The organism is Paenibacillus lemnae (genome assembly GCF_012933385.1).
Classification (GTDB): domain Bacteria; phylum Bacillota; class Bacilli; order Paenibacillales; family Paenibacillaceae; genus Paenibacillus_AQ; species Paenibacillus_AQ lemnae.
In genome coordinates this window covers 86,547-112,741 of sequence record NZ_JABBPN010000014.1, presented here as the reverse complement: position 1 = coordinate 112,741, position 26,195 = coordinate 86,547, and the positions used below count along the sequence as shown (strand labels likewise).

The following is a 26,195-nucleotide window of genomic DNA, read 5'->3' as shown; positions in this document are numbered from 1 at the left end:
AATCACTTGTCACCTCCGCTATAGAAGGGTTTATTCTTTAGTTCAGTCTATATAACATGAGATTTTATAGACGTGGTACAATTTCCTGTTCGATTCTGTTCGGGATTAATTCATACAAGGCACCCACATCACAACGAATGGTATCAGCAATCGATATGGCCATTTTGAGCGGCATCACTCTTTTATTTTCTATAAAGTCGTAAATTCGTTTCGGGTTCAATCGCAATTCGTCTGCCAGCCATTCCGCTGACTTTTCAGCTTCCATCAATCGTTCATTCAGCAAGCAGCGACCAAGTTCAAATTTCAAGAAGCAATGACCTCCCAGACTACAAATTTATTCGATATATCCCAGCTTCACCGAGAAAATCTTTTCGGGTTAATCTCTTTTCTCCAAGCAGTATCCGATAGTTGGTTATCGTTCCATCATGTGAAATAATGAATGTTTTATTATAGCTTTCCCCAACGATCCAATCCAATAAATGCTGAGCATAAACTTCAAAAAGATCTTGTTCGATCCTATTAATCCCTTCTACCCAGCAGTCCAAATCGTAATCCATAATGTTATTAACTCCATACAAATTTGAGATTTCTGATTTAGATAAGATGTGGTCACATGCTAAAATTGGAAATTCGGGGTTTTGTGGAAACATCCTTGGACCAACCAATGGGGAAATAATGAAGTCCATATCATTTTTTAATATTGCAGCCGTCTCTATCGTGCGTTTTGTCGGACTTACAAGAACTAAATCATCAGGATTTATTCTAATTTCATTCCGCAGCTGTGTTACCTGATATTTTCCGTAATCCGTAAGGCTCGGATGCATCGTATTTAAGCGATTTGGATAATCTTTGAGATGTTCTCCATGACCATGCCGGATAAATATAAGTTCCATTCTCCAACCTCCGAATTATAAAACTTCTATATAGGATGAACTTAAAAATTACATACAGGTTCACTTCGATTGAGAACCATCTTCTGATCGCTGTTTTATTTTCAATCTATATAGTCTCCAAAATATCTTAAGATTTTAAATGATTGCAGCATTGCATGGTCGTCAATCTCTTTTGTATAAATAGGTTTGACCAAGGGGTCAACATACATGAATAGAATGGTTAGGGTTATGATCAACACAGATTGAAACCATGGAAGTCTAAAGTGTTTAATAATCATGATATTACTGACAATCCAAGTAGATACAACAAGTAGAAGACTGCCGACTATCCACCCTAATGGAACATATCCTTCCATACACCAGTACACTAGTCGATACCAGTAAAACCAAACTAACATCATAATGAAATTGAGAGGTATCAATGACAGTTTTTTGAGCAATATTCTCCCTCACTTTGCAAGCATTTCAGTTATGATTGTTTTTAAAATAATCATCCACTAATTTTATATATTGATAATACGCATCTTGAGCCTGAGAACTTATTTTCACAAACTCCGATGAAGTGGGATCCAGCAATTTCTCCTTCTCATCTTCTCGCATTTCGATGATAATACCGCTAATCAGCTTGATGTCATCATTTATTTCCTCGAACAATCGAGATGTTTCCTTTTTGTTTAATGGACCTTGCTCACGAGATAAATCAGAGAACAATGGATCATAGGCCAGCACGAGCAGATTCCTCATATTTACTGATAAGTCATCGGCCCTTCCCGTAAAATGATAAGCCGTCTGATTGACGAGCAGTTGATATCTTACCGGGTTCTCGAAATTATTCTCGATGTAGTATTTATCCAGCATTTCAGTTAAGCGATATAATTGATACCATTCAGCATTATAACTTTCAACGGACTCCTTCTTAAGTTCATTGACTTGTTTATGTAACGCAGCATTACTTATTGCAGTTATAAGCAGGGTAATAGTCATGACAATACAACCAATCATCCATTTGTGATCTCTAAACTGGCTCATCACCGATCTTCTCCAATCGTTGTATCTCTGGCGGCTGAGGCCAGAGGAGCTCGTAGCTTTGCCACTCCGTAAAAACTCGGGTGAAGTATTGTGTGTGCAGGTTACCTTATTAAACTTCAGATGATCCAATAACCCAAGCAAGTCTGCGACTAAATTAATAGGTTCTGAAGGTGCTGGAGAGAACCCTGTGCCTCGGGCATCGAAGATTACTACGCGGTATGTTCTGGCGAGCAGCGGAATGAGTTCCAGCCAAACCCTTGAATCCACTTCACCGCTATGAATGAGAACCATGACAGACCCGCTTCCATAGGTTGAATAGCTTAAATCCATCTGACTCCTTTCCAGTATTTGTTAGGTTTGACTTAACAATAAATGATGATTGAATGTTCAGTCAACTAAGCAATTGGGATCAATGACTGACAAAGCAGCATAAATAACAAAAAGCTGCTAACATAGCAGCTTTTCACGAAGAGGAAGCATCTCTTTCTTATATCTTAATCAATCCTAACCTTCATGCACCATCACATCAATACTCCCAAAAAGAACATCATTTACATAAGCGTCAAGTCTCCATTGACCTTCAGCAGGTAAAGAAATTTGCGATGGAATATGTGCATCCGCACCATTCAGTGGACCGCCAATAGAGGATTTTTTTACAACTTCCAGTTTTTCATCATTGTCTTGGTGGGATGCAATGACTTTGAACGTGCCTTGGAATTCTTTCGAATCTCCCCATAAATACCACATGTACTTCTGGGTTTTGCCGAGGTAGAATCGTGAAACTTCACTACCGTCATAAATAATACCTAATTTTCTTTCTTGACCCAGCATCTCATATTGACCAGATGTAAAAGTGGCATTAACACGTTGTACGTGCTCACCTTCCAATTCAACGCCATTCTCTCCACTACAACTTGTTAAAACAAACATCAGTAAAAACAGAAGAAGTGCGAATCTCATGGCCCCCCTCCCTTATTACATATAGTACCATGTTTTCATAATGATGCTATATTTTTTGTTGTACTAAGCGATAGTACGCCCTCAATCATTAGCACCAGCAGCAGCGGATATTCCGGAAGCCACCACACATCACGATTGTCCAGTCTGGAATTGAGCTGAAGGTCTCTGTCCATCTTTAGGATACCGAACATGAAGACCGGCTAATAACGTATCGATCATATGCATAAAGCTATCGTCAAGATCCACTGACATGCCAAATCCTCGTCTTTGCTCCAGTGAAGCAAAACCATGCAGCTGGCTGCGAAATGCTCTTGCAATATGAATAGTATCGGTCGGTTCCATCTGATAAGCCTCTAGCACCTGTGTTACCAAGTCAACGATTTCTTGACCTGTCTTGTATAAATCATGGTCACTATGACTAGGGGCCATGTGGGTAACTTCATACAATCCGGGATGTTTGCGAGCAAATCTCAAATAAGCCTTAGCCATCTCCCGCATGGCTTCATCACTGGAACGGCCAACCGCTGCACGGGTTAGGACAGATAGAAGCTGTTTCAAGCCATGTAATGAGAGCAGCCTGCGAATATCCTGTAATCCTTTGATATGATTATACAGAGACGGAGAACGGATCTTTAACTTTTGGGATAAATTACTCAATGTTAAATTCTCTAGTCCATGTACATCAATAATTTCTGCAGCTGCTTGTATTATTTTATCTAAGTTAATATTGTTTCTAGTTGTCATATGATTACTCCCTTCCACACTCTCTGATGGCTTTGATCATGTCATCTGAAGGATGTTCAAGCATCTCGCCATGGCCGACTGCAAGTACAGATGGATGAAGATCAAGCAGCTTCTTAGCACTCTGCAATGCAGTTGGCTTATGCCATGTGGCCCAAGCTGGAAAAGGAAACCATGGTTTTATGCTGCCGGATACCGCGATTCCGCCGCGAGTCTGAAATGCGTCTCCCGCGATAAGGATGTGATTGCGAGTGTCGAGAAATGCCATCGAGCCCGGGGTATGCCCAGGTGCGTGAACAGCAAGCAAAGACTCAATACGATCTCCGTCATGAAGCAACACGTCGGCTTTGGTTGTTAGCTTTTTGGGTACACTGCCGCGAATCGGTACATTCGGTTCTGATGGGAGCAAAGATGCATCCCCCCCTAGTAACAAAGCATCTCGATCCGATATATATACGATGACATCTGGCAATTCTTTCTTAAGTGCATCCAATGCACCCACATGATCCTCATGTGCATGAGTAAGTACAATACGGCGAATTGGCTTACCAATTCGTGCTGCCTCGCTAATAATTCCTCTGAAACTAAATGGCATACCGGCATCAATAAGAGTCAGGCCGTCATTTTCTTCAATAAAGTAACAATTCACCGGAAAGATCCTGGGCAGAAAAGACATCTGATAAATGGTTTGGTGCTTAGTAACTTTAATGGTGTCCACCTCCGTGTATATTGCTTAAGAACTTATCATATTAACATTTTAACTAATAATATTAGTTATATCAATAATAGGGTTATTTAATTAAAAATTATAGGCTATTTAGCTTGTATCCAGCGAAGGCATGCAAATTACAAGAGTGTATTACCTTCACATTTGAAATGGATGCTAAACAAAAAAACTGACCGTTAGGCCAGCTTTTGGTCATACCCCTGTCAAGTAGACAGATGAAAAAAACTAAGCAGCCAGCGCGTGCCGAAACTCAATCGGCGCGCGCTGTTTGAGTTTTGCCTGAAAACGCTGGTAGTTATAGAAGTAGATGTATTCCTCGACGGCTTGATGAATCTCAGCTTCTGACTTACACTGGTGAATGTACAACTTTTCTGTCTTTAGATGCGAAAAGAAGGATTCGATACAGGCGTTATCCAGGCAGGTTGCTTTGCGAGAGTGGCTGCCTTTTACGCTGAATTTTTCTAATCGTGTGTTGTACGCTTGAGACGTGTATTGGAAGCCTTGGTCCGAATGGAGCACGGCTTCGGACACGTCTCTTTTTCGTGTCCATTGCTCAACCGTATCCAGCACCAACTTTACATCATTGCGCCTAGATACTTGCCAAGCCACAATCTCATTGTTAAAGAGATCCTGAATGACGGACAGATAATAAAAGTGGGTACCATCTGAGAGATACGTAATATCGGTCACAAGCTTCTGCTGGGGAGCTGTGGCATGAAACTGGCGCTTTAATCGGTTAGGATACACCACGGAAGGTGCAGAGTTGGAGCGATTCCTTTTCTTTCGAATGACCGACTGGATCGACAGTTCTTTCATGAGCCGCCATACTTTCTTATGGTTGACGAGGTAGCCCGCCTCCAATAGAGCCGTGCGCATTCGAGGATAGCCGAAATAGGGATGAGCTAAGTGAATGGCTACCATATGTTCTTTGATTTCATGTTCCTGAGCATGAGCTTCCGTCTGCTGAGAGTGTGTACCCCGCCACTTGTAGTAGTTCGCTCGAGATAGTCCTGCAATGGCTAATAGGCGGGTAACGCCGTGAAGGTCACGCAGTTCTTCGATTATGGAGTATTTGTCTCGAAGTCTAAGCCTGGCTCCGTTAGCAGATTTGGATACCGCTTTTTTAAGTAATCTACCTGTGCTTTCAAGTAATCCCGTTCTTCTTCGATACTGGCAAACGTGGCACGAGGACGTCCTTTCATAGGGTTTGTTGCGTTCTTACGTGTGTCGAATGGCTCCCCTTTTCGATATTTCTTTACCCATACTTTAAGCTGGGTACAGTTCGTAATTCCCAGCCTCTCCGCGATGACCTTGTAACTATCTACTCCAGTGAGATAGGTTTGAATTGCCTCTACTTTGAAATCCTCTGTATACGATTGATATACTTGCCCCTTTTTCGCCATGCAAAAATCCCCTCCAAGTTCACTCATGACCTCATGTTAACACATGAGGTTTTTTACGAGTGTCTACTTGAAGGGGATAATACCACTATGGTTGGTTTTTTTATGAATTCTTATTTCTATGTTCTCTGAAATCATAAGTATCCTTGTGAACATCAAGTTGCCTATCATTTATAGTTATAGTGGTTTCGTTAGCCCATTTTACATTAGCTTCATCTATTCTATATTCCCAATAAAGATTTCTGCTCTTCCCACTTTTATTGTCTCTTACCTCGCCTCTAACTGCAAAACTACCCGTTGCCCCTCCAGCATTCACTAGATATGCAGTGAAAGTAAATGTGTTATTAGGAGAGTTAGAGGTGACAATTAAATTCCCTTTTGGAAGTAGAAGCAAAGTAAAGCTTTTCAGATATATATAAATGGCTGCTAAAGTTATCACTATTAAAGCAGCAATCCATCCCCAACGTTTTTTCTTCATAATATTGCTTCCTCGCTACTCGAAATGGGTAAATAGACTGCGATTTTATATGGAGAGGCGGGCATGATAAGCTGATTAGCATCGCGAAGTCCTTGTGCTTCGCGGCTTTCGCGAGTACTCATGCCCGCAGAGGCTCCATGTCAAATCGCTCTATCAGTCTAGAAAATGTAACTTTAGCCACGAAGTATAGCGAAGAGCCATAATATTAACCCTCTATGAAACTTCATTCAAATTTGCCCCCAAAAACAAAAACCCCTCACGCCTTATGGCGCAAGGGATTCCTCTGTTAGTACATGGTCATGTATTGATCGCGTTCCCAGCCGTGAACTTGTGTGCGGTACATATCCCACTCAATTTCCTTCAGCTCATAGAAATGAGACAGCGCGTGATCGCCCAAAGCATCACAGATGACTTCATTGCGAATCAATTCATTCAGCGCTTCTCTCAGGTTAGCTGGAAGGCTAGGAATTCCTTCTTCGATGCGCTCTTCTTCCGTCATAACATAGATGTTACGGTCGATTGGAGCTGGCAGCGGAGTCTTGCGCTTGATACCATCCAGGCCTGCTTTCAGCATTACTGCCAAAGCCAGGTAAGGGTTAGCAGCCGGATCCGGATTACGAGCTTCAACACGGGTGCTAAGTCCTCTGGAAGCCGGGATCCGAATCATTGGGCTACGGTTACTTGCCGACCATGCGACATAACAAGGAGCTTCATAACCAGGTACCAGACGCTTGTAAGAGTTAACCGTCGGGTTCGTAATAGCCGCAAAAGCGCGTGCATGCTTCAATGTTCCTGCCATGAAATAACGTGCTGTCTCGCTAAGACCCAGCTCATCATTTTCATCCACGAACGCATTTTCATTGCCTTTGAACAAAGATTGGTTACAGTGCATACCAGATCCGTTAACCCCGAACAACGGTTTCGGCATAAATGTAGCAATCAGACCATGCTGACGTGCAATCGTCTTAACAACCAGTTTAAAAGTTTGAATCTGGTCTGCAGCTTTAACTGCATTCGCATACTTGAAATCGATCTCATGCTGACCTGGAGCGACTTCATGATGAGAAGCTTCAATCTCAAAACCCATCTCTTCCAGTGTCAATACGATATCACGGCGGCAGTTCTCACCCAGATCTGTTGGAGCAAGGTCAAAGTAACCACCTTGGTCATTCAACTCCATCGTCGGGTTGCCTTTTTCATCTGTTTTGAAGAGGAAGAATTCAGGTTCAGGACCCACATTCATGGAGGTAAAGCCCATCTCTTCGGCTTCCTTCAGATTTCTTTTCAGAATTCCGCGTGGATCGCCAGGGAACGGATTTCCGTCCGGCAGGTAAATATCACAAATCAAACGTGCTACACGATCCTCTGAATGCCAAGGGAAGATAACCCAGGTATCCAGATCCGGATAGAGATACATATCCGATTCTTCAATTCGTACATATCCTTCAATGGAAGATCCGTCAAACATCATTTTATTATCTAAAGCTTTAGGCAGCTGACTTACCGGAATTTCCACATTTTTAATCGTTCCCAGCAAATCTGTAAACTGCAAGCGAATAAAACGTACATTCTCTTCCTTGGCAATGCGCAGAATATCCTCTTTGGAATAACTCACTTTATCCTCTCCCTTGTCATAATCGGTTATTTATTAAAAAACCGGGACAGCTCCCCTTGGATCAGTGATACTTGACCCGGTCTTTTAGCCGTGATCAATTCCTGCTTTAACAAACGACGAAGCTGGGATTCCGACATCTCCCTGCGCTTGCTCTCTGTATCTGGTGTCAGCACGGTGGCTTCTTCAGATTCTTTCGTTACCGGACTCATCACTTGTTTAATTCCTGCGATATTAACGCCTTTTTCAATTAATGCTTTAATTTCAAGAAGTCTCTCTACATCGTTAAAAGAGAATAATCTCTGGTTGCCTGAAGTACGGGCAGGAACAATTAAATTATGCTGCTCATAATAGCGGATCTGTCTTGCTGACAAATCAGTGAGCTTCATGACAATCCCTATCGGAAACAGCGCCATATTTCTGCGGATATCATCACCCATAACTCATCAACCTTCCAAGTGATCTTTTCTAATCCATTGTATATTTCCTCATCCAACGTGTCAACCGTATGTTAGATAAACTTACAATAAATTTCGATCACTCATCGTTTGAAGAGCCATAAGCACCCCATATTTCACATGCGAGTAGGTCAACCCACCCTGCATATATCCAATATAAGGCTCACGGAGCGGAGCATCTGCTGAAAGTTCCAAACTTCCGCCTTGAATAAATGTACCGGCTGCCATGATGACAGGATGTTTGTAACCCGGCATATCCCAGGGTTCAGGAACAACATGACTATCGACCGCGGCAGCTTTCTGAATGCCTTGAACAAATGCCACCAAATGCTCTGCACTGCTGAATGAAACGGCCTGAATCAAGTCACTTCGAATTTCATTCCATCCTGGTCTGGTCACAAAGCCGGCGGATTCAAACACAGAGGCGGCAAACACACTGCCTTTCAAGGCTTGTCCCACGGTGCTGGGCGCCAGGAACAGTCCCTGATAAATGGCACGAGTTGTCCCCATCATGGCTCCAACTTCCCGCCCAATACCAGGTGCTGTCAAACGATAAGCAGCCTGATTGACAAAGCGTTCTTTGCCGCAGATATATCCGCCCGTCTCAGCCAGTCCACCACCTGGATTCTTAATTAAGGATCCTGCAATCAGATCCACCCCGACCTGTGTCGGTTCCAGCTGCTCTGTAAACTCTCCGTAACAATTGTCCACAAAAATAATCAGATCCGGACGAAGTTCCCTTATTCTTTTAACCATTTTCTCGATGTCTGCCACACTGAATGAAGATCTCCAGTCATAACCTCTGGACCGCTGAATCCCGATCACTTTCGTGGAAGGCTGAATGGCTGCTTCAACGCGCTCCCAGTCTATGTCACCTTCTGCATTTAAATCGACCTCCGAGTAGTGGATACCAAAGTCTCGAAGAGATCCAGTGCCATCACCATACTCGCCAATAACCTTATGCAGCGTATCGTATGGACGGCCGGTAATATAAAGCAGTTCATCCCCAGGCCTGAGGACACCAAATAAAGCTGTTGAAATCGTATGGGTCCCGGAGGCAAAATGTGGTCTTACCAGAGCAGATTCTGCTCCAAAAACATCAGCATACACGTCATCCAGCACTTCACGTCCGCGATCATTGTAAGCATAGCCTGTCGACCCGGCAAAATGATAATCACTCACTTTATGATGCTGAAATGACTCGATCACCTTCCATTGATTGTGATCTGCGATACGGTCAATTTCACGCAGCCTTGCCGCAATCTGATCCTCAGCTGTGCTGGCTATATTTAGAATTTTTTCTGAAAACTGTACCATTACTTATCATTCGCTCCCATCTCATCCACCATACTTCAAAAGCTTCCAAACGAAAAGACAAACAAAACGGTTGGCCCTTGAGCCAACCGCCGCAGATTCGTCATGGAATCAGATATTCTTTCAACTGAAAACCCAGTTTGTCATAATCCGCTTTATTAATATCTACTTCATAAATCAAATCATCTTCATCGAATGACTGCTCGACCACATCCCCAACACGATATACAATTGCACTGATGTCTCCACGGTCGGCCGGAATTCTGAACTTAAGAAGACCACCCGATAAATGATCCTGAATGGCCATTCTCACCCGCTCCAGGTCTTCATCATTCAATGCGCTGATCTTCAATTGCCCATCTCCAGACGGAAGCATTTCACACTGCTGCGGGTCACATGCATCAATTTTATTATAAATAACGATCTGTGGTGTTTCTGCTGCACCCAAGTCCTCCAGTATCGAGGAAACGACAGACATCTGATCCTCGCGCATTGGTGAAGATGCATCAACTACATGCAGAATCAAATCTGCCTCATTGGCTTCCTCCAGCGTAGCACGAAAAGCCGCTACAAGATCATGAGGAAGATTCTGAATAAAGCCTACCGTATCTGTGAGCACTACCTCTTTTCCGCTTGGCAGTGCAAGTACGCGCGAAGTCGGATCCAGTGTCGCAAAAAGCTGATTCTCAATATATACATCCGCTGCTGTCAAACGATTGAGCAGCGTTGATTTTCCGGCATTGGTATAGCCGACCAGTGCCACCTGCACAGCTCCTGTCTTCTTCCTCCGTTCCCGATGAAGCACACGATGCTTGGTGATTTCATCCAGCTGGCGCTTCAAATCACTGATTCTGTCACGGATATGTCTCCGATCGGTCTCCAGCTTGCTTTCCCCGGGCCCTCTTGTTCCAATACCTCCGCCTAGTCTGGACAGGTTTTTGCCATGACCGGACAGACGCGGAAGCAAATAACTGTGCTGGGCCAGTTCAACCTGTATAATCCCTTCACGGGTCTTGGCACGCTGTGCAAAAATATCCAGTATGAGCTGGGTTCGATCAATAATTTTGACATCCAGGCTTTCTTCCAGATTCCGTACCTGAGCACCGGAAAGTTCCTGGTCAAATACAGCGGTATTGGCACCCAAACCATCTATCGCCATTCTAAGTTCTTCAACTTTTCCTTTGCCGATAAACCATTTCGTATCCGGTGTTTCGCGATTTTGTGCGATTATATCCAACACTTCTACCCCTGCCGTTTCACAAAGCTGAACGAGCTCTTGAAGAGAGTGTTCTGTATTGATACCGGATCGTTTAACCTTGTCAGTCACTAAACTGACGAGCACAGCCCGGTCCTGCATATCGGTATTCGCCTCATGTGTTTGATTGGCCATTGATATTTGCTCCTTAATAAATGAAAGTTAGCACTATGTTCCCATTCTGAAGTCCTCAGGGCGCAAAGTCATCAATTCCAGCTTGCCCGGATTCCCCGTCACATATTGATTCAACAGTCGCACGGCCTGATTGCGTATCCCTTTTTCAATCAGATTCCTTACGTAACGGGCGTTGCTAAAGGCATGCCTGCGGTTTTCCTTTTCGGATTGAAGGTGATCCCGCAGCTTGGACATCGATTGCGGCATCAAAATGTAATCCCGTTCCTTCACCATAAGTTCGGTGATCTGAAATAATTGATCCAGATTGTAATCAGGAAATTCCATCTGAATCGGAAAGCGTGAGTGAAGTCCCGGATTGCTGCTCATAAAAAAATCAATTTCATCAGAATACCCCGCCAAAATGAGCACAAACTGATTTTTATGATCCTCCATCGCCTTTACCAGCGTATCGATCGCTTCCTTGCCGAAATCCTTTTCTCCGCCTCTTGCCAGGCTGTATGCCTCATCAATAAAAAGAATTCCACCCAGTGCCTTCTTGATCAGGTCCCGGGTTTTTTGAGCCGTATGTCCAATATATTCACCGACAAGATCCGCTCTCTCTACTTCCACCAGATGGCCTTTGCTCAGCACACCCATTTTTTGAAAAAGCTTAGCGACAATACGCGCAACGGTCGTTTTACCTGTGCCTGGATTTCCTTTGAATATCATATGAAATACATGCCCGCCGCTTAGTAGACCGGCTTCAGAACGCATCCTGGCAATCTGCAGCAGTGCATAAATCTCATAAATCAGCTCTTTAATTTGCTCGAGTCCGACCAGCTGGTCCAGCTCTTTCTGTATCTCCTGATAGAGACCCTGCTGCCCCGGGACGACGGGGGAAACTGGTATGTCTCGTTCTGGCACAGCTGCCAGTGACGTCTCATTGCTGCGGAGCACAATATTAATCTGTCTGGATGGTCTTGCCTCAGACCGGCTTCCGGCGGCGCTTGTTCGCCCATTCATTGCTCCTCACCTCATATCCAAAGGGCTGACTATCTCTTTCAATGTATTCTCTTTGGATAAAGGTTATTAGAAGACTTGTTACTTCCAGTTCAGGGCAATGAGGATCCGGTCAGCCGTCCATTTCGTATAAGCAAGCACTTCCCGGCTTTTGTGTTTGATCATGGGCAGAACCGTAGATTGGGTCACGGCAAGCTGAGGATGCTGATATCCTAAAGTGTTTGCCACTTCCATAGACCGTGTTCCATGATAATCATGCGTAATAATGACCGCTTCACTCCAGCCTTGATCATTCATGATCTGTTGACTGAATAAGAGATTTTCGTACGTACTCGTCGCTTTATTTTCCAGATAGATGACTTCCTCCGGCACCCCTTCAGCAACCAGGAAATTTCGCATCCCTTCCGCTTCCGTGTAGTTATAACCCGGTTTGTCCAGTCCGCCGCTGACAATAAAATTCTCAAAGTGCCCTTCTTCATAGAGCTTGAGTGCATATACAAGTCTTTCACGCAGTCCAGGGCTTGGGTGATCCCCCCACATGGAAGCTCCGAGAACGATACCCACCTCTGATTTGTTCTGGAGTGTGCTTTCGGCCTGATGAATCTTAATCCATACATAGCCGCACCAAAGGATCCCAGCCAAGATCAGTGCAAGCAGAATGTAAACGCTCTTTTTTAAACGCAGCGGTTTTCTGGAATGCGTCTGCCTTACCCTATCGGATAGAACCGGACGCCTCATTGTTTTTTCCTCCTGAATTCTCCGTTATGAAACAAGCGGTCTCTGTGCTCCAGAGACATCATGAAATAAGGAAATTCATGTGCATCAATAGCCCGCAGCACTTCCCGTGCTGTGACCTTGGCTTGGCGGTAGTCATCCCTGGTGATGTCATTGCGGCGAAGGGCATCTTCCAGTTCATCTTCGTCCAGTAAAAACACTTCTCCGTCTTTGTTTACAACGACATCCAGATACAGATCGTCAAACCATGGAACTCCCTGATCCGTCACTCCCTGTTTCTTGCATATGTCGATGTACCACTGCACGATCCGCCGCTTATCATCAAACATAGCGGTTACAATAAAATGACTGTCTTTCGGGTAATACTGCAGCCAGGAATATCCTCTATCCGCAATACGGTATGTATGCCTGCCGTACGTCTTCCATAAAGGCTCTTTTAGACCGTAAATCGTATATAAGGTAAGATATCCCGTAAACTGCTCTCCTTCCACATACCGGGAAGTAAAATGTCGTCTCGTAATGCGGCGCCAATTCGCCCGGTCTCCGAATTTACGTTTCATGGAATTTTCCTCCCCATATCGTAAACTCAGCTTACCACATTTGTCTTATACACTCAAAATAAAAGCAGGCCGTCACTAAGAATCTGACGACCTGCTGTATTCTGATCCTTTTAAGGCTCAGTTGTGGTACTTCCTTGAACGTCCGTCGATCCACCAGAAGGGCTTGTTACTGTACCCTGTACTGATCCATCTCCGCTCTGTGTTGCCGCACCTTCTGTTCCCGTCTCTCCGGTACCATCGGTTCCCGGCTCAGGCGTTGTCGTTTCATCACCCGTCTCCGGTTCACCTGTTCCACTGCCGGTACCGCTACCTCCAGTATCCCCTTCATCACCCGGAGGTGTGCCGGTATCCGTACCGCCTTGACCATTCCCTTGTCCGGAGCCGTTTCCGCTGCCATTTCCTTGTCCATTGCCCGGGTTTTGTCCTGGATTGTTTTCTCCACCCGGCGTGCCTTCTGCAGGAGCTTCAGGTTCGGGCTCAGGTTCCGGTTGTACTTCCGGTTCGGGTTCCGGTTCTGGCTGTTCTTCCGGTTCCGGTACCGGTTCTGGCTCAGGCTCCTCTTCCGGCGGAGCTGATCCGGCGATTAGGATTTGAAATACATTAGAAGGTTCGCTTTCCTGATCACTCTCTGGATCATAGGCTGTGACATAGTAGCTGTATGTCAGACCTTCCAAGACACCAATATCATCAGTAGAGGTTCCTCCTAAAGAATCCTGAATCCGGGTATAATCAGACTCGGATGATTCTTTGCGGTACACTCTGTACTGGACGCCTCCTCGATCGACAGCGCTCCAGTTGAGATTTACAGATTTCAGCTCAGTATTGTAAGAACCACTCAAATTGCTTACAGCTTGCAGCTGTGGAGCTTCTTCCTCAACAGGCGGCGCTTCAGGTGCATCCAGAGCAGGGAAGTTCTGTGCTTCATAATTCTGCACAGCTTTTTCCATAATTTTACCCCACATGGCTGCAGCCATCGGACTGCTCTGCTTGAGCATACGTTCCGAACTTGGTTCATCATATCCCATCCAAACGGCCGCAGTCAGTTCAGGTGTATAACCTGCAAACCAGACATCACGAACACCGCTGACGCCGGTAATTCCGCTCTGTGTAGTACCTGTCTTACCGGCAACCGGACGGCTGATTCTCGCGTTTCGTCCCGTACCATCCTGCACCACCAGCTGCATCATATCGGTCATTTCCACAGCTGTATCTTTGCTCATGACACGTTCATTCTTCGTACCCTTGTTTTCATGAACCACTTTCCCGCTGCTGTTCTTGATCTGTTTAATCGCGTAAGCTTCATGCAGCTCTCCCCCATTAGCAAAAGAGCTGAAGGCCCGGCTCATTTCAAACGTGTTCGACCCTGTAGCGCCCAGAGCTAGGGACAGATTTTGATCCGCCTCTGTTACACTGATGCCCAATTTTTCGGCAAATTCAAATCCGGTCTTTACCCCGATTTTATTCAGCAGCCAAACAGCCGGAATATTTTCCGAACGCTGAATCGCTTCAGCCATGCTGACACTTTGAGAATAACCGTGCAGGTTATTCGGACAGTATTTGCCAAAGCACTGCTTCTCATTGGTGATTCGGGAATCTTTAGATAAGTCAGGATCACTTTCGAGGGCAGGTGCGTATACCACGATCGGCTTTAAAGCAGATCCTGGCTGACGTTTGCTGTCAAATGCGCGGTTAAAGCCTCCACGCTGATACTCTCTGCCGCCGCTGATCGCGACGATACCGCCATTGTGCTGATTCATGATCACCATGGAACCCTGCACGATAGCATCCCCTGCGCCTTTTTCAAAATTATCGGGATTGTTAAACTCATCCTCTACAGCCTGCTGCGCATTAGCATCCATCGTCGTATAGATCTGATATCCGCCAATGTTGAGATCATCCTCTGTCAGACCCCATTTCTCTTCGGCTTCTTCCATGACAAAATCGATAAACGCTGTATACTTTTGCTGGGATGCAGGCGGCTTATAGTTGTAATCCACCTTTTTGGCCTTCTCCGCTTCCTCTGCCGTGATATACCCTTGCTGCTGCATCAGGGTAAGAACGACAGCTCTGCGTTCTTTACTCAGCTCGGGGTTGCGAAGCGGGTTATATTTCGACGGTCCCTTAGGCATTGCTGCCAAAGTCGCCATCTCCCAAATTTCAAGCTCGTCCAATTTACTTTTACCGAAATATCTTTGGGACGCAGCCTTGATTCCATAATAAGGACCGCCAAAGTTAATCCGGTTCAAATACATACCCAGAATTTCATCCTTGGTATGATTGCGTTCAAGGGCAAGTGCGATGGAAACCTCGGTCGCTTTTCTAAAGAATGTTTTATCCCGGGTCAGAAAGATGTTCTTCGCTAACTGCTGGGTAATAGTACTGCCGCCTTCCACCATAGAGCGGGCCATAATATCTTTCACGGCCGCCCGGCCAATGGACCAGATGTCCACACCATTATGTTCCGCAAAGCGCTTATCCTCTGTAGCAATGAAAGCAGCCTTCAGCAGCTCAGGAACATCCTCGATATTAACCGGGTCGCTCTTTTGGATGGATAACTCACCCATCAGATTGCCATTGCGATCGTATACCTTGGACGTTCCATTTGCAGTGAGCTTGTCCCGGTTTTCATCCAGAAGCCGTTCTCCGCTGACCATAATGAACAAATAACCGGCTAAGGCACAAAATATCGCAATAACCGCAGTGAAAAATAAAATCCATCCTATTTTCTTACCTTTTTTCTTTTTCTTCTTTGAAGTCAATGTTGACGACTTTGTCTTCGGGGCTTCTTTGTTTTTATTCACCCTGGACATTTGATTCTGGTCGTTATCCGCCATGTAATGGACCCCTCCTGACTCCCTGTTCTTCTTGGCTAGGAGCAATGCTTTCCTGAAATAAAAGAACAACCTTCGCAGGTTGCTCTTTCGCACTCCTATACAACTAAACGAATTATACACCAAAAAGTTTCATTTCAAACGTTCGGCCTGAATCGTTCTATCCTTCTCCAGACTGTTCCTGCATTAGGGATACATTTCGCTGCGGCATAAACGTGGAGATTGCATGCTTGTACACCATTTGCTGACGGCCATCGCTGTCGATGACAATGGTGAAGTTATCGAAGGCTTTAATCGTTCCGCGAATTTGGAAGCCGTTCGTCAAGTATACGGTAGCAGGAATGTTCTCTTTGCGCAGTTGATTTAAGAACGTATCTTGGATGTTAATGGACTTGTTCATTAGACGTACCCCCAATGGTTCAATTAGATTGTGGATGATTGTTCATCCATGTTATTCAAGATTCATATGAAACTTCCCTGCTATTATAGCACGGATTTTTTCATAGTTGTCCTCAAATTCTCCGGTTTCACCGACATCCACCCACTGGATATCCTGCATATGACGGAACCAGGACAGCTGGCGTTTGGCAAAACGGCGCGTATCGCGCTTCAGCAGCACCACCGCCTCTTCCAGACTACACTCACCCTGTAAATAAGACACGATTTCTTTGTAGCCGAGTCCCTGCATCGATACAAGACCAGGTGCATATCCCTTCTCCATTAGAGAGGAGACTTCCTGGATCAATCCGCCGTTCATCATGGAATCGACCCGTTCCTCAATACGGTTATATAGCATTTGCCTGTCCATTGTCAAACCGATCAAGCACAGGTCATACGGGGACTCCTTTTTTTGAGCGGCTAATTGGTCGGACATGGGCGTCCCGGTCACATGAAAGATTTCCAGTGCTCGTACCACCCTTCGGAGATCGTTCGGATGAAGACGGGTGGCACTTTCAGGATCTACCGTGCCCAATTTTTGATGCAGCGCTTCCGCACCATACTTCTGGGCGTAAGCAAACTGCTCATCTCTGAAGGCTTCGTCTGCCCCCGATTCACTGAACTGATAACTGTAGCACACCGATTCGATATACAGTCCTGTGCCGCCGACAATCATCGGAAGATGACCACGGCTGCTGATCTCACCAATCAAACGCCGGCTCTGCTCCTGAAATTCGGCTGCAGAATATGGATAGTCAGGCTCATGAATATCGATTAAATGGTGGGGTATCCCTTCCATTTCGGAAGAGGTAATCTTGGCTGTGCCAATATCCATCCCCCTGTATACCTGCATGGAATCTCCGGATATGATTTCACCTTGGAATTCCTTGGCAAGTTCAATGCTCATTTTTGTCTTTCCGACTGCTGTCGGACCGATTAGCACAAACAATTTGGGCTTAGGAACGCTATTCATTGCTGATCACTCCGTACGTTATTTTTGAATGTCCCCGCTCCTGAACCTCAAAGCCCAGTCTGGCAAATTCCCGGCTTCCCCGCTTCTCTTTCATAACCACGGTTTTCCGGGCGACCCTGACCGCCTCCCGAACGCTTCTTTCATCCAGCGGATCAGGATTGGCATAATGTCGGAGAGGGTTTATGGATGCTGATTCCGTAACAGGATCGCGAAACATGGGATCAAAGTATACAATATCTGCACTGTTGTCCGGCAATCCCTGCAAATACTGCAAATGTGCGCTGTGTAAAACTTTAATTCTCCGCATTGCCTCATCACTTTGTGCCAGGTGGCTGGTATACGTAGCCAGGCCTTCTTTCAGAAGCACATAAAGCGGGTAGGAACTCTCTAGTGCGGTTACTGATCCGTTCACTCCAGCTTTGATCGAAAATACGAGAGCATCTGTTCCAAGCCCTGCCGTACAGTCAATTACTGTATCTCCTTCTTCCATCTGGGCAGCCTGAAGCATGAGATCTGGTTCTCCTCTCAATACTCGCTTCAAACGGACAAAGCCCATGCTGGGATGAAACTCCAGTGTCTCGCGGCCCGGTCCGCCCAACCGCACATGCCCCTCCAGGATAACGAGAATATCCTGATCACCCGTTTTTGCAGCTAGTCGTTTTATGGACTGTCCTCCACGGGGGATATACAAACATCCTGTTTCCTTTGCAAGAACCTGGGCGCGTTCCACCAAATGCGCCGCTTCAGCCTCTCCGGTTGTAATAATCATGGGTTCCTCCTTGGGTCATTACATGACACGTTTAAACATTTTTTCAAGATCATACGATGAAAAAGAGATGACTATGGGCCTTCCATGCGGGCATGTATAAGGCTGTCTGCACGCGGCCAGTCGCTCCAGAAGCTTGCCGGATTCCTGCTCTGTCAGCTTTTGATTGGCTTTAATAGAAGCTTTACAAGATACCATTACAGATGATGCTTCTCGAAGTTTAGCCAGATCGATATTTCTTTCGCTGAGCACCCACTCAGCCATTTCCAGGATCAGGTCCTTCTCCTCACCTTTCGGAAACCAGTACGGATGAGATCGAACCAGAAAGGTTTGTCCGCCAAAATGCTCCAGATATACGCCAACCTGTTCAAACCACGTCAGACGTTCCTTCATTTTTTCTGTTTCGGAGGGTGTAAACTCCAAAGTGATAGGAATCAGCAGTTCCTGTGATGCATCTGCAGGGCGCCCGAATTGTTCATAATAAAATTCATAATTTATCCGCTCATGGGCTGCATGCTGGTCGATCAGATACAGGCCGCTGTCATTTTGTGCAATCAGATAAGTACCGTGATGCTGTCCAATTAGGGACAGTTCCGGGAAGGAAGGAATTTCTGCAGCTGTGCCGCCGGCTGCTTTGAGCCAATCCTCAGTTTTCATCCCTCTTGTAGGATTATATTCTCCGGCTGACGGCTTACGGTAACCTTCAGATACCGCTCCTGAAGCGGGGTATAAAGTAGTGCTGCGCTTCTCCCTTACCTGGTCATTGGTCCTGTTTTCACTGCTGGAATAGTCTCGTTCCACGGGAGGAGTCTCCGGGGTCACTGGCAGTTCTGCAGCTGTCCGGGAACCTTTGTCAGCCTCAGATGAGGTCTTTCCAGCAGGTTTCGAGCTTTGGCTTCCGGGAAACGAAAGCTGCTCCTGAATATAGGCATCGCCTTCCTTGCTTAAGTTCTGCCTCGCTGGCCTTGGAATCAGCACTTCCTGCTTCAGGATTCTTTCTACCGATGCCTCGACAAAGGACAGTAACTCCGGCTCCTTGCTGAAGCGAACCTCCAGCTTGGAAGGATGAACATTCACATCTACAAGTGATGGATGCATGTCCAGCTTAAGAACGATCAAAGGGTAACGGTTAATCGGAAGCATGGTATGGTAGCCTCTCAAAACCGCCTGGGAAAGAGCGTAACTGCGAACGTATCGGCCATTGATTATAAAAGACATGGCATTTCGGTTCGCACGTGTCCAATCAGGCCGGCTGACAAACCCGGACAAGCGGTAATCCATATCTTCACCTTGAAGCGGCAGCATGGCTTTAGCTGTGCCAGTTCCGTATACAGCAGCAATCACATTCAGCAGGTCTCCATTCCCCATCGTTTGCAGCAGGGTATTGCCATTATGCCGAACCGTGAACGCGATATCCGGCCTTGAGAGGGCCAGCCGGTACATATAATCTGATATATGTCCCAGCTCCGTTTGAATGGTCTTCATATATTTCAGTCTTGCCGGAGTATTGTAGAACAGCTCCTTCACCACAAAGTCCGTCCCCTGCGGTGCAGCGATGTCTTCGGTTACTTTCAGCTGTCCGCCTTCAATGACCAGCTGACGGCCTTTACCGTTCAAATTGTTCGATGTTTTAAGCGAAACCTTGGAGACAGCTGCAATGGAAGGGAGGGCTTCACCCCGGAAGCCCAGACTTGTAATCTGAAACAGGTCGCGTCCCTGTGAAATTTTACTGGTTGCATGACGATAAAACGCCGTTTCACAGTCTTCCGGATCAATCCCGGAGCCATTATCCGTTACCCGTATACTGTGAAGTCCGCCCTCTTCTACAGAAACATCGATTTTACTGCTGCCTGCATCGATTGCGTTTTCCACAAGCTCCTTAACGACGGAGGCAGGCCGTTCAACCACCTCACCTGCTGCAATCTGATTGGCGATATGCTCGTCCAATATGTGAATCTTGGCCATATTCCCTACCTCCCATCATTGTCGTTTATTTCAATTGAAGCCGTTTGGCTTTCATGCTCAATTCATTTAACAGCTGCATGGCCTGCAGTGGTGTCAGGTTCATAATATCTGCAGACTGGATGGATGCCAGAATTTCAAGCTGCTGCGGATCCAGACCTGCCGGGCTCTTTGGTTCTTCAGGCTTGTCTGCAGAGGACGCCTGTGCTGACCTCTCTTCTTCTCCGAACATGGACATCTGAACGACGCGACTGGAAGATGATGAAGCAACCTCACTCTCAGCAGCCGCTGCAGGCGTCTGTTCTGCCTCTGATTGCTCCTCATAAGCTGCAGCCACCTGAACCGCTCCAGCGTCTTTTGTCACTGCGGTAAGTGAAGCTTTCTCCAGATCCTGCAGCAAACCATAAGCACGTTCGATAATACTGCCCGGGAGTCCCGCCAGCCTGGCACAATATATACCGTAGCTGCTGTCTGCCGCACCAGGAATCAGCTTGCGGAGGAAATGGACTTTGTCGCCGCTTTCCTGCACAGCCATCGAATAATTCACCAATCCGTGCAAACTCTCTGAAAGGTGTGCTAGCTCATGAAAGTGTGTTGATACCAATGCCTTGCAGCCAATCACATCATGAACATACTCAATGACAGCCTGTGCGATGGCCATGCCTTCGCTCGTGGATGTCCCCCGCCCCAGCTCATCAATAATAATCAGGCTTTTGGGCGTTGCTTTCTCGGTCATGAGCTGAATGTCAGCCATCTCCACCATGAAGGTGCTTTGTCCGCCAATCAAATCATCCGCAGCACCTATTCGCGTGAAAATGCGGTCGACTAACGGAAGTGCCGCCTTGTCCGCAGGAACAAAGCAGCCGATCTGGGCCATGATCGAGAACAAGGCCACCTGACGCATATACGTGCTTTTTCCCGCCATATTAGGTCCTGTAATCAGCAGTATGGAAGCTTCATCCTTCTTTAATTCACTGCCGTTTGAAATGAAGGATGATTCATGCATAACGGCCTCAACCACAGGATGACGGCCTGCATCAATACTAACATCATACCCGTCATGAAGATCCGGCTTCACAAACCGGTGTTCTGCACTAACTGCAGCAAAGGATTGATACACATCCATTTCAGCAATATGTTCAGCCAGCTTTTGCAGACGGGTGATCTGAGCGTTCAGCTGATCCCGCAGCTCGGAGAACAAGGCATACTCCAGATCGACCATTTTATCTTGAGCTTCAAGAATCAAGCCTTCTTTCTCCTTTAATTCAGGAGTCACAAACCGCTCGGCATTGGCTAGTGTCTGCTTGCGTTCATACCTGCCCTCCTGAAGTGCCGAAAGATTGGATTTTGTAATTTCAATATAATAACCAAATACTTTGTTGTAGCCGATTTTTAAAGACTTGATCCCTGTCTCCGCTCGTTCTCTCGCTTCCAGCTCAGCGATCCACTGCTTGCCGCTCGTGCTGGCTTCCCGAAGCTCGTCCAGACGTTCATGATAACCTGTCTTGATGATCCCGCCGTCCCGTACAGACACAGGCGGATCTTCAGATACGGCATCCTCGATGAGTTTGCAAAGGTCTGCACATACGTCCATGCTTTCCGACAGCTTTTGCAGTGTGTTTGAACCGGACGCAGCGCACAACTCTTTCAGTGATGGGATCTGGCGCAGAGACTGCTTGAGTGCATTCAGATCCCGGCCGTTAGCACTGCCGAAAGCAATGCGTCCCACCAGCCGCTCCAGATCATAAATATCTTTAAGCGCCGTGCGCAAATCTTCCCTCAGTATGTACTGATGGTAAAGCTGCCCTACAGCCTCCAGCCGGTCCTCAATGCGTCCTCGTGACAGCAGCGGCTTATCGATCCACCTTCTCAGCAGACGTGATCCCATCGACGTTTCCGTCTGATCCAGCAGCCATAGAAGCGATCCTTTTTTGGAACGCTCTCTGACCGTTTCCACCAGCTCCAGATTCCGTCTTGTGAACGGGTCCAGTACCATAAATTGGCCTGGCTCATAGGAGGAGATTCGTGTTAACTGGCCCAGCCTCCGCTTCTGGGTTTCACTCAGATAAGCAATGAGCAGTGACACGCATTTTTGACGTTCTTCATCCAGTCTGGCCCATGCTGCATCTCCAAACTGCGCAGACACCAGATCATCCTGGCGGCGTTCCCATCCTGTATAAAGAACGGGACGGCTTAAAGGCATCGACGGAGAAGATACCAGTTCAAGCAAAGCGTGATCCCCGATCATTTCCGAAGGCTCATATATCCCGATCTCGTCTCGGAGCCATTCTTCCGAGTAAGTCATCGATGTGACATACAATTCGCCTGTAGACAGGTCGCATGCCGCCAGTGCCATCAGCCCGCCATGCGTCGTAATACACAGCATGTAATTGTTGGCCTTGTCACGAACCGCTTTGCCTTCCATAATTGTGCCCGGTGTAACCACACGGACAATTTCTCGATGAACCATCCCTTTGGTGGCGGACGGGTCCTCCATCTGTTCACAGATGGCGACTTTGTATCCCTTCTCAATCAAACGCTGTATATAACCTTCGGCCGAATGATAGGGAACGCCGCACATCGGAATCTTGTCGCCGCCCCCGCCTTCCCGGCCTGTCAATGTAATTTCCAGCTCTTTGGATGCCAGCACGGCATCATCAAAGAACATTTCATAAAAATCCCCTAAACGAAAAAAAAGAAACGCATCCTGCGCCTGTTCTTTAACCCCTAAATATTGTTCAATCATCGGCGTATATTTTACCATGAGCTACCTCCATGCCGTATCCAGCTTGACCTCTATTATAACAGAAATCAGCGTGCCGTCACGGCAGGACGGGAATATGCCACAGTCTTCGAATATCACGGCTTTCGTCCCACGTCTGACCTTCGGAGATCATCCGAAACAATCGCTCTATAGACGAAGCATGATATTCATAACCTGGGAGTCTTCGGTAGTCCTGGTGAAGAGCCTCAGCACTTTGAATCAGGATGCTTTTTGTTCCCTCATAATAGGCTTCGTGCACCCGTTCCGTACTTAATGGACGGGACATCAGGCGGCGGAATTCACGGGCGATCAGATAAGCCATATGGACAACAGCACGGGTAATGGATGGAGATACCAGGAAGCTGGGCGGTGTGCGGTATTCAAACCCGCCGTGAGGCTGCCTGCGGTAATCTCCCAAACTTCCATATTTGGGGCGACGTTTTCGCCCGGACGGGTCTTCCAGAGCAGCCAAAGGAAGTGCCAAATAATTGTCCAGAACCTGCAGGATGTCCAGATTCAGCGTGACACCGCTAAAATGCAGATGACCTCCCAGCGGCAGTCCGCCAGCAGGCATACTGCCTGCTTTCCATGCCAGGGACCGGTCTGTGATCCGTTCTGCTGCCATGATCATGGTTTTTCGCAGTTCATGCAGCAGTGCTTCCGGATCGGACTTGGGATCCGGACGAAGTTCTGCCAGCGGATAGGTGACGAAATCACCCTCTCGGACTGCATCACATCCCGCTTTCCCATGCCGCTCCAGATACTGAGATGCTTCTGTAATCTCACCACGCGAATCCACCAGTACGAATTCCGGATCCATACCCAGCAGGATTAGGGCAGCATGATCCCCGTTTGCTTCACGATCTGTTCTCTGAGAACGGTCTTGATGGAATCGGACCTCATCAACGGCGTACCGCCGATTCGGCAGCAGTGCGATGACAACTTCCCCCTCTTCCTGCCCTAGAGCGTACAGTGTACGCACTGCAGCTTTAGTCAACCTTTGGGTCAGACCGACCTCTGTCTGCAAACCATCCTCATGGTCAACAGCAGGACGTTTCAACCAGCCGCTCCCCGCCATCAGCATATCCACCTGGCAATGTTCCAGCCCGCGGACAGAAATAAGATATCGTGCAGTATACGTGCTGCCGCTCATCCTTTCATCAGCCTTTCGAAACAAGCGGCTTGGTATACCGCTGCGCCTTAGCCTTGCATTCATGACCGCTGGAGTCATTTGCACTTTGCCAGGTAAGATCAAACGGCTGTCAACCATGCTTCCACTTCCTTTTTCTGAACATGAATAACTCGATTCATAAAAAGAAAAGCCCCTCATCGGAGCTTTCCACAAAAAGAGGGCGTTTGCCCTCTGCAAATCCGCCCCCCACTGCATAGAATACATCAGAGTTACATCAGCAGGGCTGATTTACAGTTCATCTTCCAGATCTTCAAATTCCAGATCCTCATACTCACTGTCTCCACCGTCACTGCCGACAAATTCAAATTCCTTGTCATCCAGATCACTTGACTGGCCTACCAGAACCAGTACCTTCGTCTCTGCGACCAGTTCAACCGCATATTCTCTTTCTACACGCAGGATGACACTTTTGCCGTTGGAAGATACGCTTGCTTCTACACAGCTAGGCTCCTGAGTCGCTTCTGCAGATACTTCTACCGTGGATGACCGGTGTTTGGGATCCAGGTAAGAGAGCGGTACTCGTTCTACATAAGATACGGTTTCCTTCGCGACATCAGTCTGCGAGTTTCTGTCATACGAATACCAAATGTTCAGATCATAAGTACCTACAACCTCAATCCCGTCTCCGGCGGCCACCGCCTCATATTGATGCTGTATAATCCATGCCCCCAAAATACTGGTCGGATTATTAGGCGGAGTCACGGTATGTGTTACGGTAGAGAATTTCCGACCCTTGCCGCAGATCGCCTTCGTGATGATTTCTCTACATTGGTGTTTATTGCTTAATGACATCTTCGAACCTCCTCCATACAATCATTCCATACAAGTGTATGCACGACATGGGCGAATGTTGAATGAAGTGGTCCAAATAAATTGAGTTCATGCTAATATTTCGTAAAAAAGATAAAAAACACGAGAAAACCTTATGTTTTGTCCCCATGGACTGGCCGGTTTTCAGCATCCTTCCCTGCTGTGCTCGTCGGTGCCTTACTGCGCTTCGAGATGCGAAGAAAAGATTCAAGCTCTCTGCACAGCTGAAGGATTGCCGACCTGACTTCAAATTCCTCACGTGTCTGAGGCAGGTCCATTTGCTGAAATTTCAGCTTTACCGTCTGAAGGAGCTTCTCGGTCTTGCCTGTGTATTCTTCTGCGATGACATCCTTGCTCATTTGATCAAACAATTCCGCTGCGAATTCACCCGTCGGCAGCTTCTCATAGATCTGAGATACCAGATGCATCATTGCCTGAATGTTATCCAGCTGTTCCTTCCGCATATAAAAATACACATTCCATGCCAGATCGGGATGCAGCATTTGGTTCTCAAGCGCCCGGTTGCTCTCCGTTACTCCACGCTGTACCGCCTGATTCGCCTCAATCAGTTCTTTTCCATCCCATACATGTGAAGCCTGGGTTAACGTTAAAGAGATTTGTTTGAAAATGGCGGAGAACAGCCCGTCCACCTCACGGCGGATTGCGGTCAGTCTTTCATCCCCTTTAGGCATATAAGCCATATTCACAAGCATGGCCGAGCCTAGTCCAATCACGAGCAGTTCAATCTGTGTCCAAAAAATATGTAAATCCAGCTCCTGTTCACTGAAGACACGAAAAACGACAACGGAGCTGGTCACAATGCCTTCTTTAAAATTCGCCTTCGAAATGGCCGGAAATGCAATGAGTATGTACAGGGCAAGCACCCAATAATGATAGCCCAGCAGCTGAAACAGCACCGATGCAAACATCAGCCCCAATATAGAGGCAAAAAAACGGGAAGATACCGAGCGAAGACTCCGCTTTCGCGTCACATCTACGCCCAGTATGGCTAAAAGTCCCGCAGAGGTTGCCCCGGGTATGTTAAAAGCATCCGTAATTAAAATGGCAAGAAGTGTTGCAATAGCCGTCTTAATAATTCGAATTCCCATGGCTCACGTCTCCTGTTTTCTGATGTGTTTCATGGTATCCCATTTTTTACGGCC

24 protein-coding genes and 1 pseudogene are annotated in these 26,195 nt (G+C 46.7%); all 25 read right to left on the bottom strand.

Features of this window, described 5'->3' with window-relative positions:
- Positions 1-64: 64 nt before the first annotated feature.
- Complete coding sequence (locus tag HII30_RS15170; protein ID WP_211184615.1) at positions 65-307, bottom strand: XRE family transcriptional regulator; 243 nt, start codon at positions 305-307, stop codon at positions 65-67.
- A 19-nt stretch (positions 308-326) separates the two neighbouring features.
- Positions 327-893 (bottom strand): phosphoglycerate mutase family protein, encoded by a 567-nt coding sequence (locus tag HII30_RS15165; RefSeq protein ID WP_169505883.1) that lies wholly within the window; start codon positions 891-893, stop codon positions 327-329.
- 465 nt (positions 894-1,358) lie between these two features.
- A complete protein-coding gene (locus tag HII30_RS15160) occupies positions 1,359-2,252 on the bottom strand; it encodes an alpha/beta fold hydrolase (RefSeq protein ID WP_169505882.1) in 894 nt (297 codons plus the stop codon).
- A 174-nt stretch (positions 2,253-2,426) separates the two neighbouring features.
- Positions 2,427-2,882, bottom strand: coding sequence for a hypothetical protein (locus HII30_RS15155; RefSeq protein WP_169505881.1), 456 nt, complete (start codon positions 2,880-2,882; stop codon positions 2,427-2,429).
- Positions 2,883-3,011: 129 nt separating this feature from the next.
- Positions 3,012-3,626: a TetR/AcrR family transcriptional regulator gene (locus HII30_RS15150; RefSeq protein ID WP_169505880.1), complete on the bottom strand. Its 615-nt coding sequence runs from the start codon at positions 3,624-3,626 to the stop codon at positions 3,012-3,014.
- A 4-nt stretch (positions 3,627-3,630) separates the two neighbouring features.
- Positions 3,631-4,332: an MBL fold metallo-hydrolase gene (locus HII30_RS15145; protein WP_169505896.1), complete on the bottom strand. Its 702-nt coding sequence runs from the start codon at positions 4,330-4,332 to the stop codon at positions 3,631-3,633.
- A 243-nt stretch (positions 4,333-4,575) separates the two neighbouring features.
- A pseudogene (locus HII30_RS15140) lies at positions 4,576-5,457 on the bottom strand (IS3 family transposase); the annotation flags it as partial.
- Entirely contained in the window at positions 5,412-5,753 is a 342-nt protein-coding gene (locus HII30_RS15135) for a helix-turn-helix domain-containing protein (protein WP_169505879.1), read from the bottom strand. The gene HII30_RS15135 and the pseudogene HII30_RS15140, both read right to left, overlap by 46 nt.
- Positions 5,754-5,853: 100 nt before the next feature.
- Positions 5,854-6,228, bottom strand: a complete 375-nt coding sequence (locus HII30_RS15130) for a DUF5412 family protein (RefSeq protein ID WP_169505878.1) — start codon at positions 6,226-6,228, stop codon at positions 5,854-5,856.
- Positions 6,229-6,514: 286 nt separating this feature from the next.
- Positions 6,515-7,843 (bottom strand): type I glutamate--ammonia ligase, encoded by a 1,329-nt coding sequence (glnA, locus tag HII30_RS15125; protein ID WP_169505877.1) that lies wholly within the window; start codon positions 7,841-7,843, stop codon positions 6,515-6,517.
- A 26-nt stretch (positions 7,844-7,869) separates the two neighbouring features.
- A complete protein-coding gene (locus HII30_RS15120) occupies positions 7,870-8,280 on the bottom strand; it encodes a MerR family transcriptional regulator (protein ID WP_169505876.1) in 411 nt (136 codons plus the stop codon).
- An 81-nt stretch (positions 8,281-8,361) separates the two neighbouring features.
- On the bottom strand, positions 8,362-9,615 hold the full coding sequence (locus tag HII30_RS15115; RefSeq protein WP_169505875.1) for a methionine gamma-lyase family protein: 1,254 nt from the start codon (positions 9,613-9,615) through the stop codon (positions 8,362-8,364).
- Between the two features lie 100 nt (positions 9,616-9,715).
- The gene (gene hflX, locus HII30_RS15110) at positions 9,716-11,002 is read right to left on the bottom strand and encodes a GTPase HflX (RefSeq protein ID WP_169505874.1); all 1,287 of its coding nucleotides are present in this window, start codon (positions 11,000-11,002) and stop codon (positions 9,716-9,718) included.
- 33 nt (positions 11,003-11,035) lie between these two features.
- Complete coding sequence (locus HII30_RS15105) at positions 11,036-12,004, bottom strand: AAA family ATPase (protein ID WP_169505873.1); 969 nt, start codon at positions 12,002-12,004, stop codon at positions 11,036-11,038.
- A gap of 78 nt (positions 12,005-12,082) precedes the next feature.
- A complete protein-coding gene (locus HII30_RS15100; protein WP_169505872.1) occupies positions 12,083-12,739 on the bottom strand; it encodes a YdcF family protein in 657 nt (218 codons plus the stop codon).
- A complete protein-coding gene (locus tag HII30_RS15095; protein ID WP_169505871.1) occupies positions 12,736-13,296 on the bottom strand; it encodes a ribonuclease FAU-1 family protein in 561 nt (186 codons plus the stop codon). The genes HII30_RS15100 and HII30_RS15095 overlap by 4 nt, the downstream gene beginning before the upstream one ends.
- Before the next feature lie 110 nt (positions 13,297-13,406).
- Complete coding sequence (locus HII30_RS15090; RefSeq protein WP_169505870.1) at positions 13,407-16,130, bottom strand: transglycosylase domain-containing protein; 2,724 nt, start codon at positions 16,128-16,130, stop codon at positions 13,407-13,409.
- A gap of 157 nt (positions 16,131-16,287) precedes the next feature.
- Entirely contained in the window at positions 16,288-16,527 is a 240-nt protein-coding gene (hfq, locus tag HII30_RS15085; protein WP_169505869.1) for an RNA chaperone Hfq, read from the bottom strand.
- A 51-nt stretch (positions 16,528-16,578) separates the two neighbouring features.
- Positions 16,579-17,538: a tRNA (adenosine(37)-N6)-dimethylallyltransferase MiaA gene (miaA, locus tag HII30_RS15080; RefSeq protein ID WP_169505868.1), complete on the bottom strand. Its 960-nt coding sequence runs from the start codon at positions 17,536-17,538 to the stop codon at positions 16,579-16,581.
- Positions 17,531-18,307: a class I SAM-dependent methyltransferase gene (locus HII30_RS15075; RefSeq protein WP_169505867.1), complete on the bottom strand. Its 777-nt coding sequence runs from the start codon at positions 18,305-18,307 to the stop codon at positions 17,531-17,533. The genes miaA and HII30_RS15075 overlap by 8 nt, the downstream gene beginning before the upstream one ends.
- Positions 18,308-18,325: 18 nt before the next feature.
- Complete coding sequence (gene mutL, locus HII30_RS15070; protein WP_169505866.1) at positions 18,326-20,269, bottom strand: DNA mismatch repair endonuclease MutL; 1,944 nt, start codon at positions 20,267-20,269, stop codon at positions 18,326-18,328.
- Positions 20,270-20,294: 25 nt separating this feature from the next.
- Positions 20,295-23,030 carry a DNA mismatch repair protein MutS gene (gene mutS, locus HII30_RS15065; RefSeq protein WP_169505865.1) on the bottom strand — a complete coding sequence of 912 codons (2,736 nt, stop codon included), beginning with the start codon at positions 23,028-23,030 and terminating at the stop codon, positions 20,295-20,297.
- Between the two features lie 58 nt (positions 23,031-23,088).
- A complete protein-coding gene (locus HII30_RS15060; RefSeq protein WP_169505864.1) occupies positions 23,089-24,300 on the bottom strand; it encodes a putative amidoligase domain-containing protein in 1,212 nt (403 codons plus the stop codon).
- Between the two features lie 150 nt (positions 24,301-24,450).
- Positions 24,451-25,014: an outer spore coat protein CotE gene (locus tag HII30_RS15055; RefSeq protein WP_169505863.1), complete on the bottom strand. Its 564-nt coding sequence runs from the start codon at positions 25,012-25,014 to the stop codon at positions 24,451-24,453.
- Between the two features lie 131 nt (positions 25,015-25,145).
- On the bottom strand, positions 25,146-26,141 hold the full coding sequence (locus HII30_RS15050; protein WP_169505862.1) for an aromatic acid exporter family protein: 996 nt from the start codon (positions 26,139-26,141) through the stop codon (positions 25,146-25,148).
- Positions 26,142-26,195: the final 54 nt, after the last annotated feature.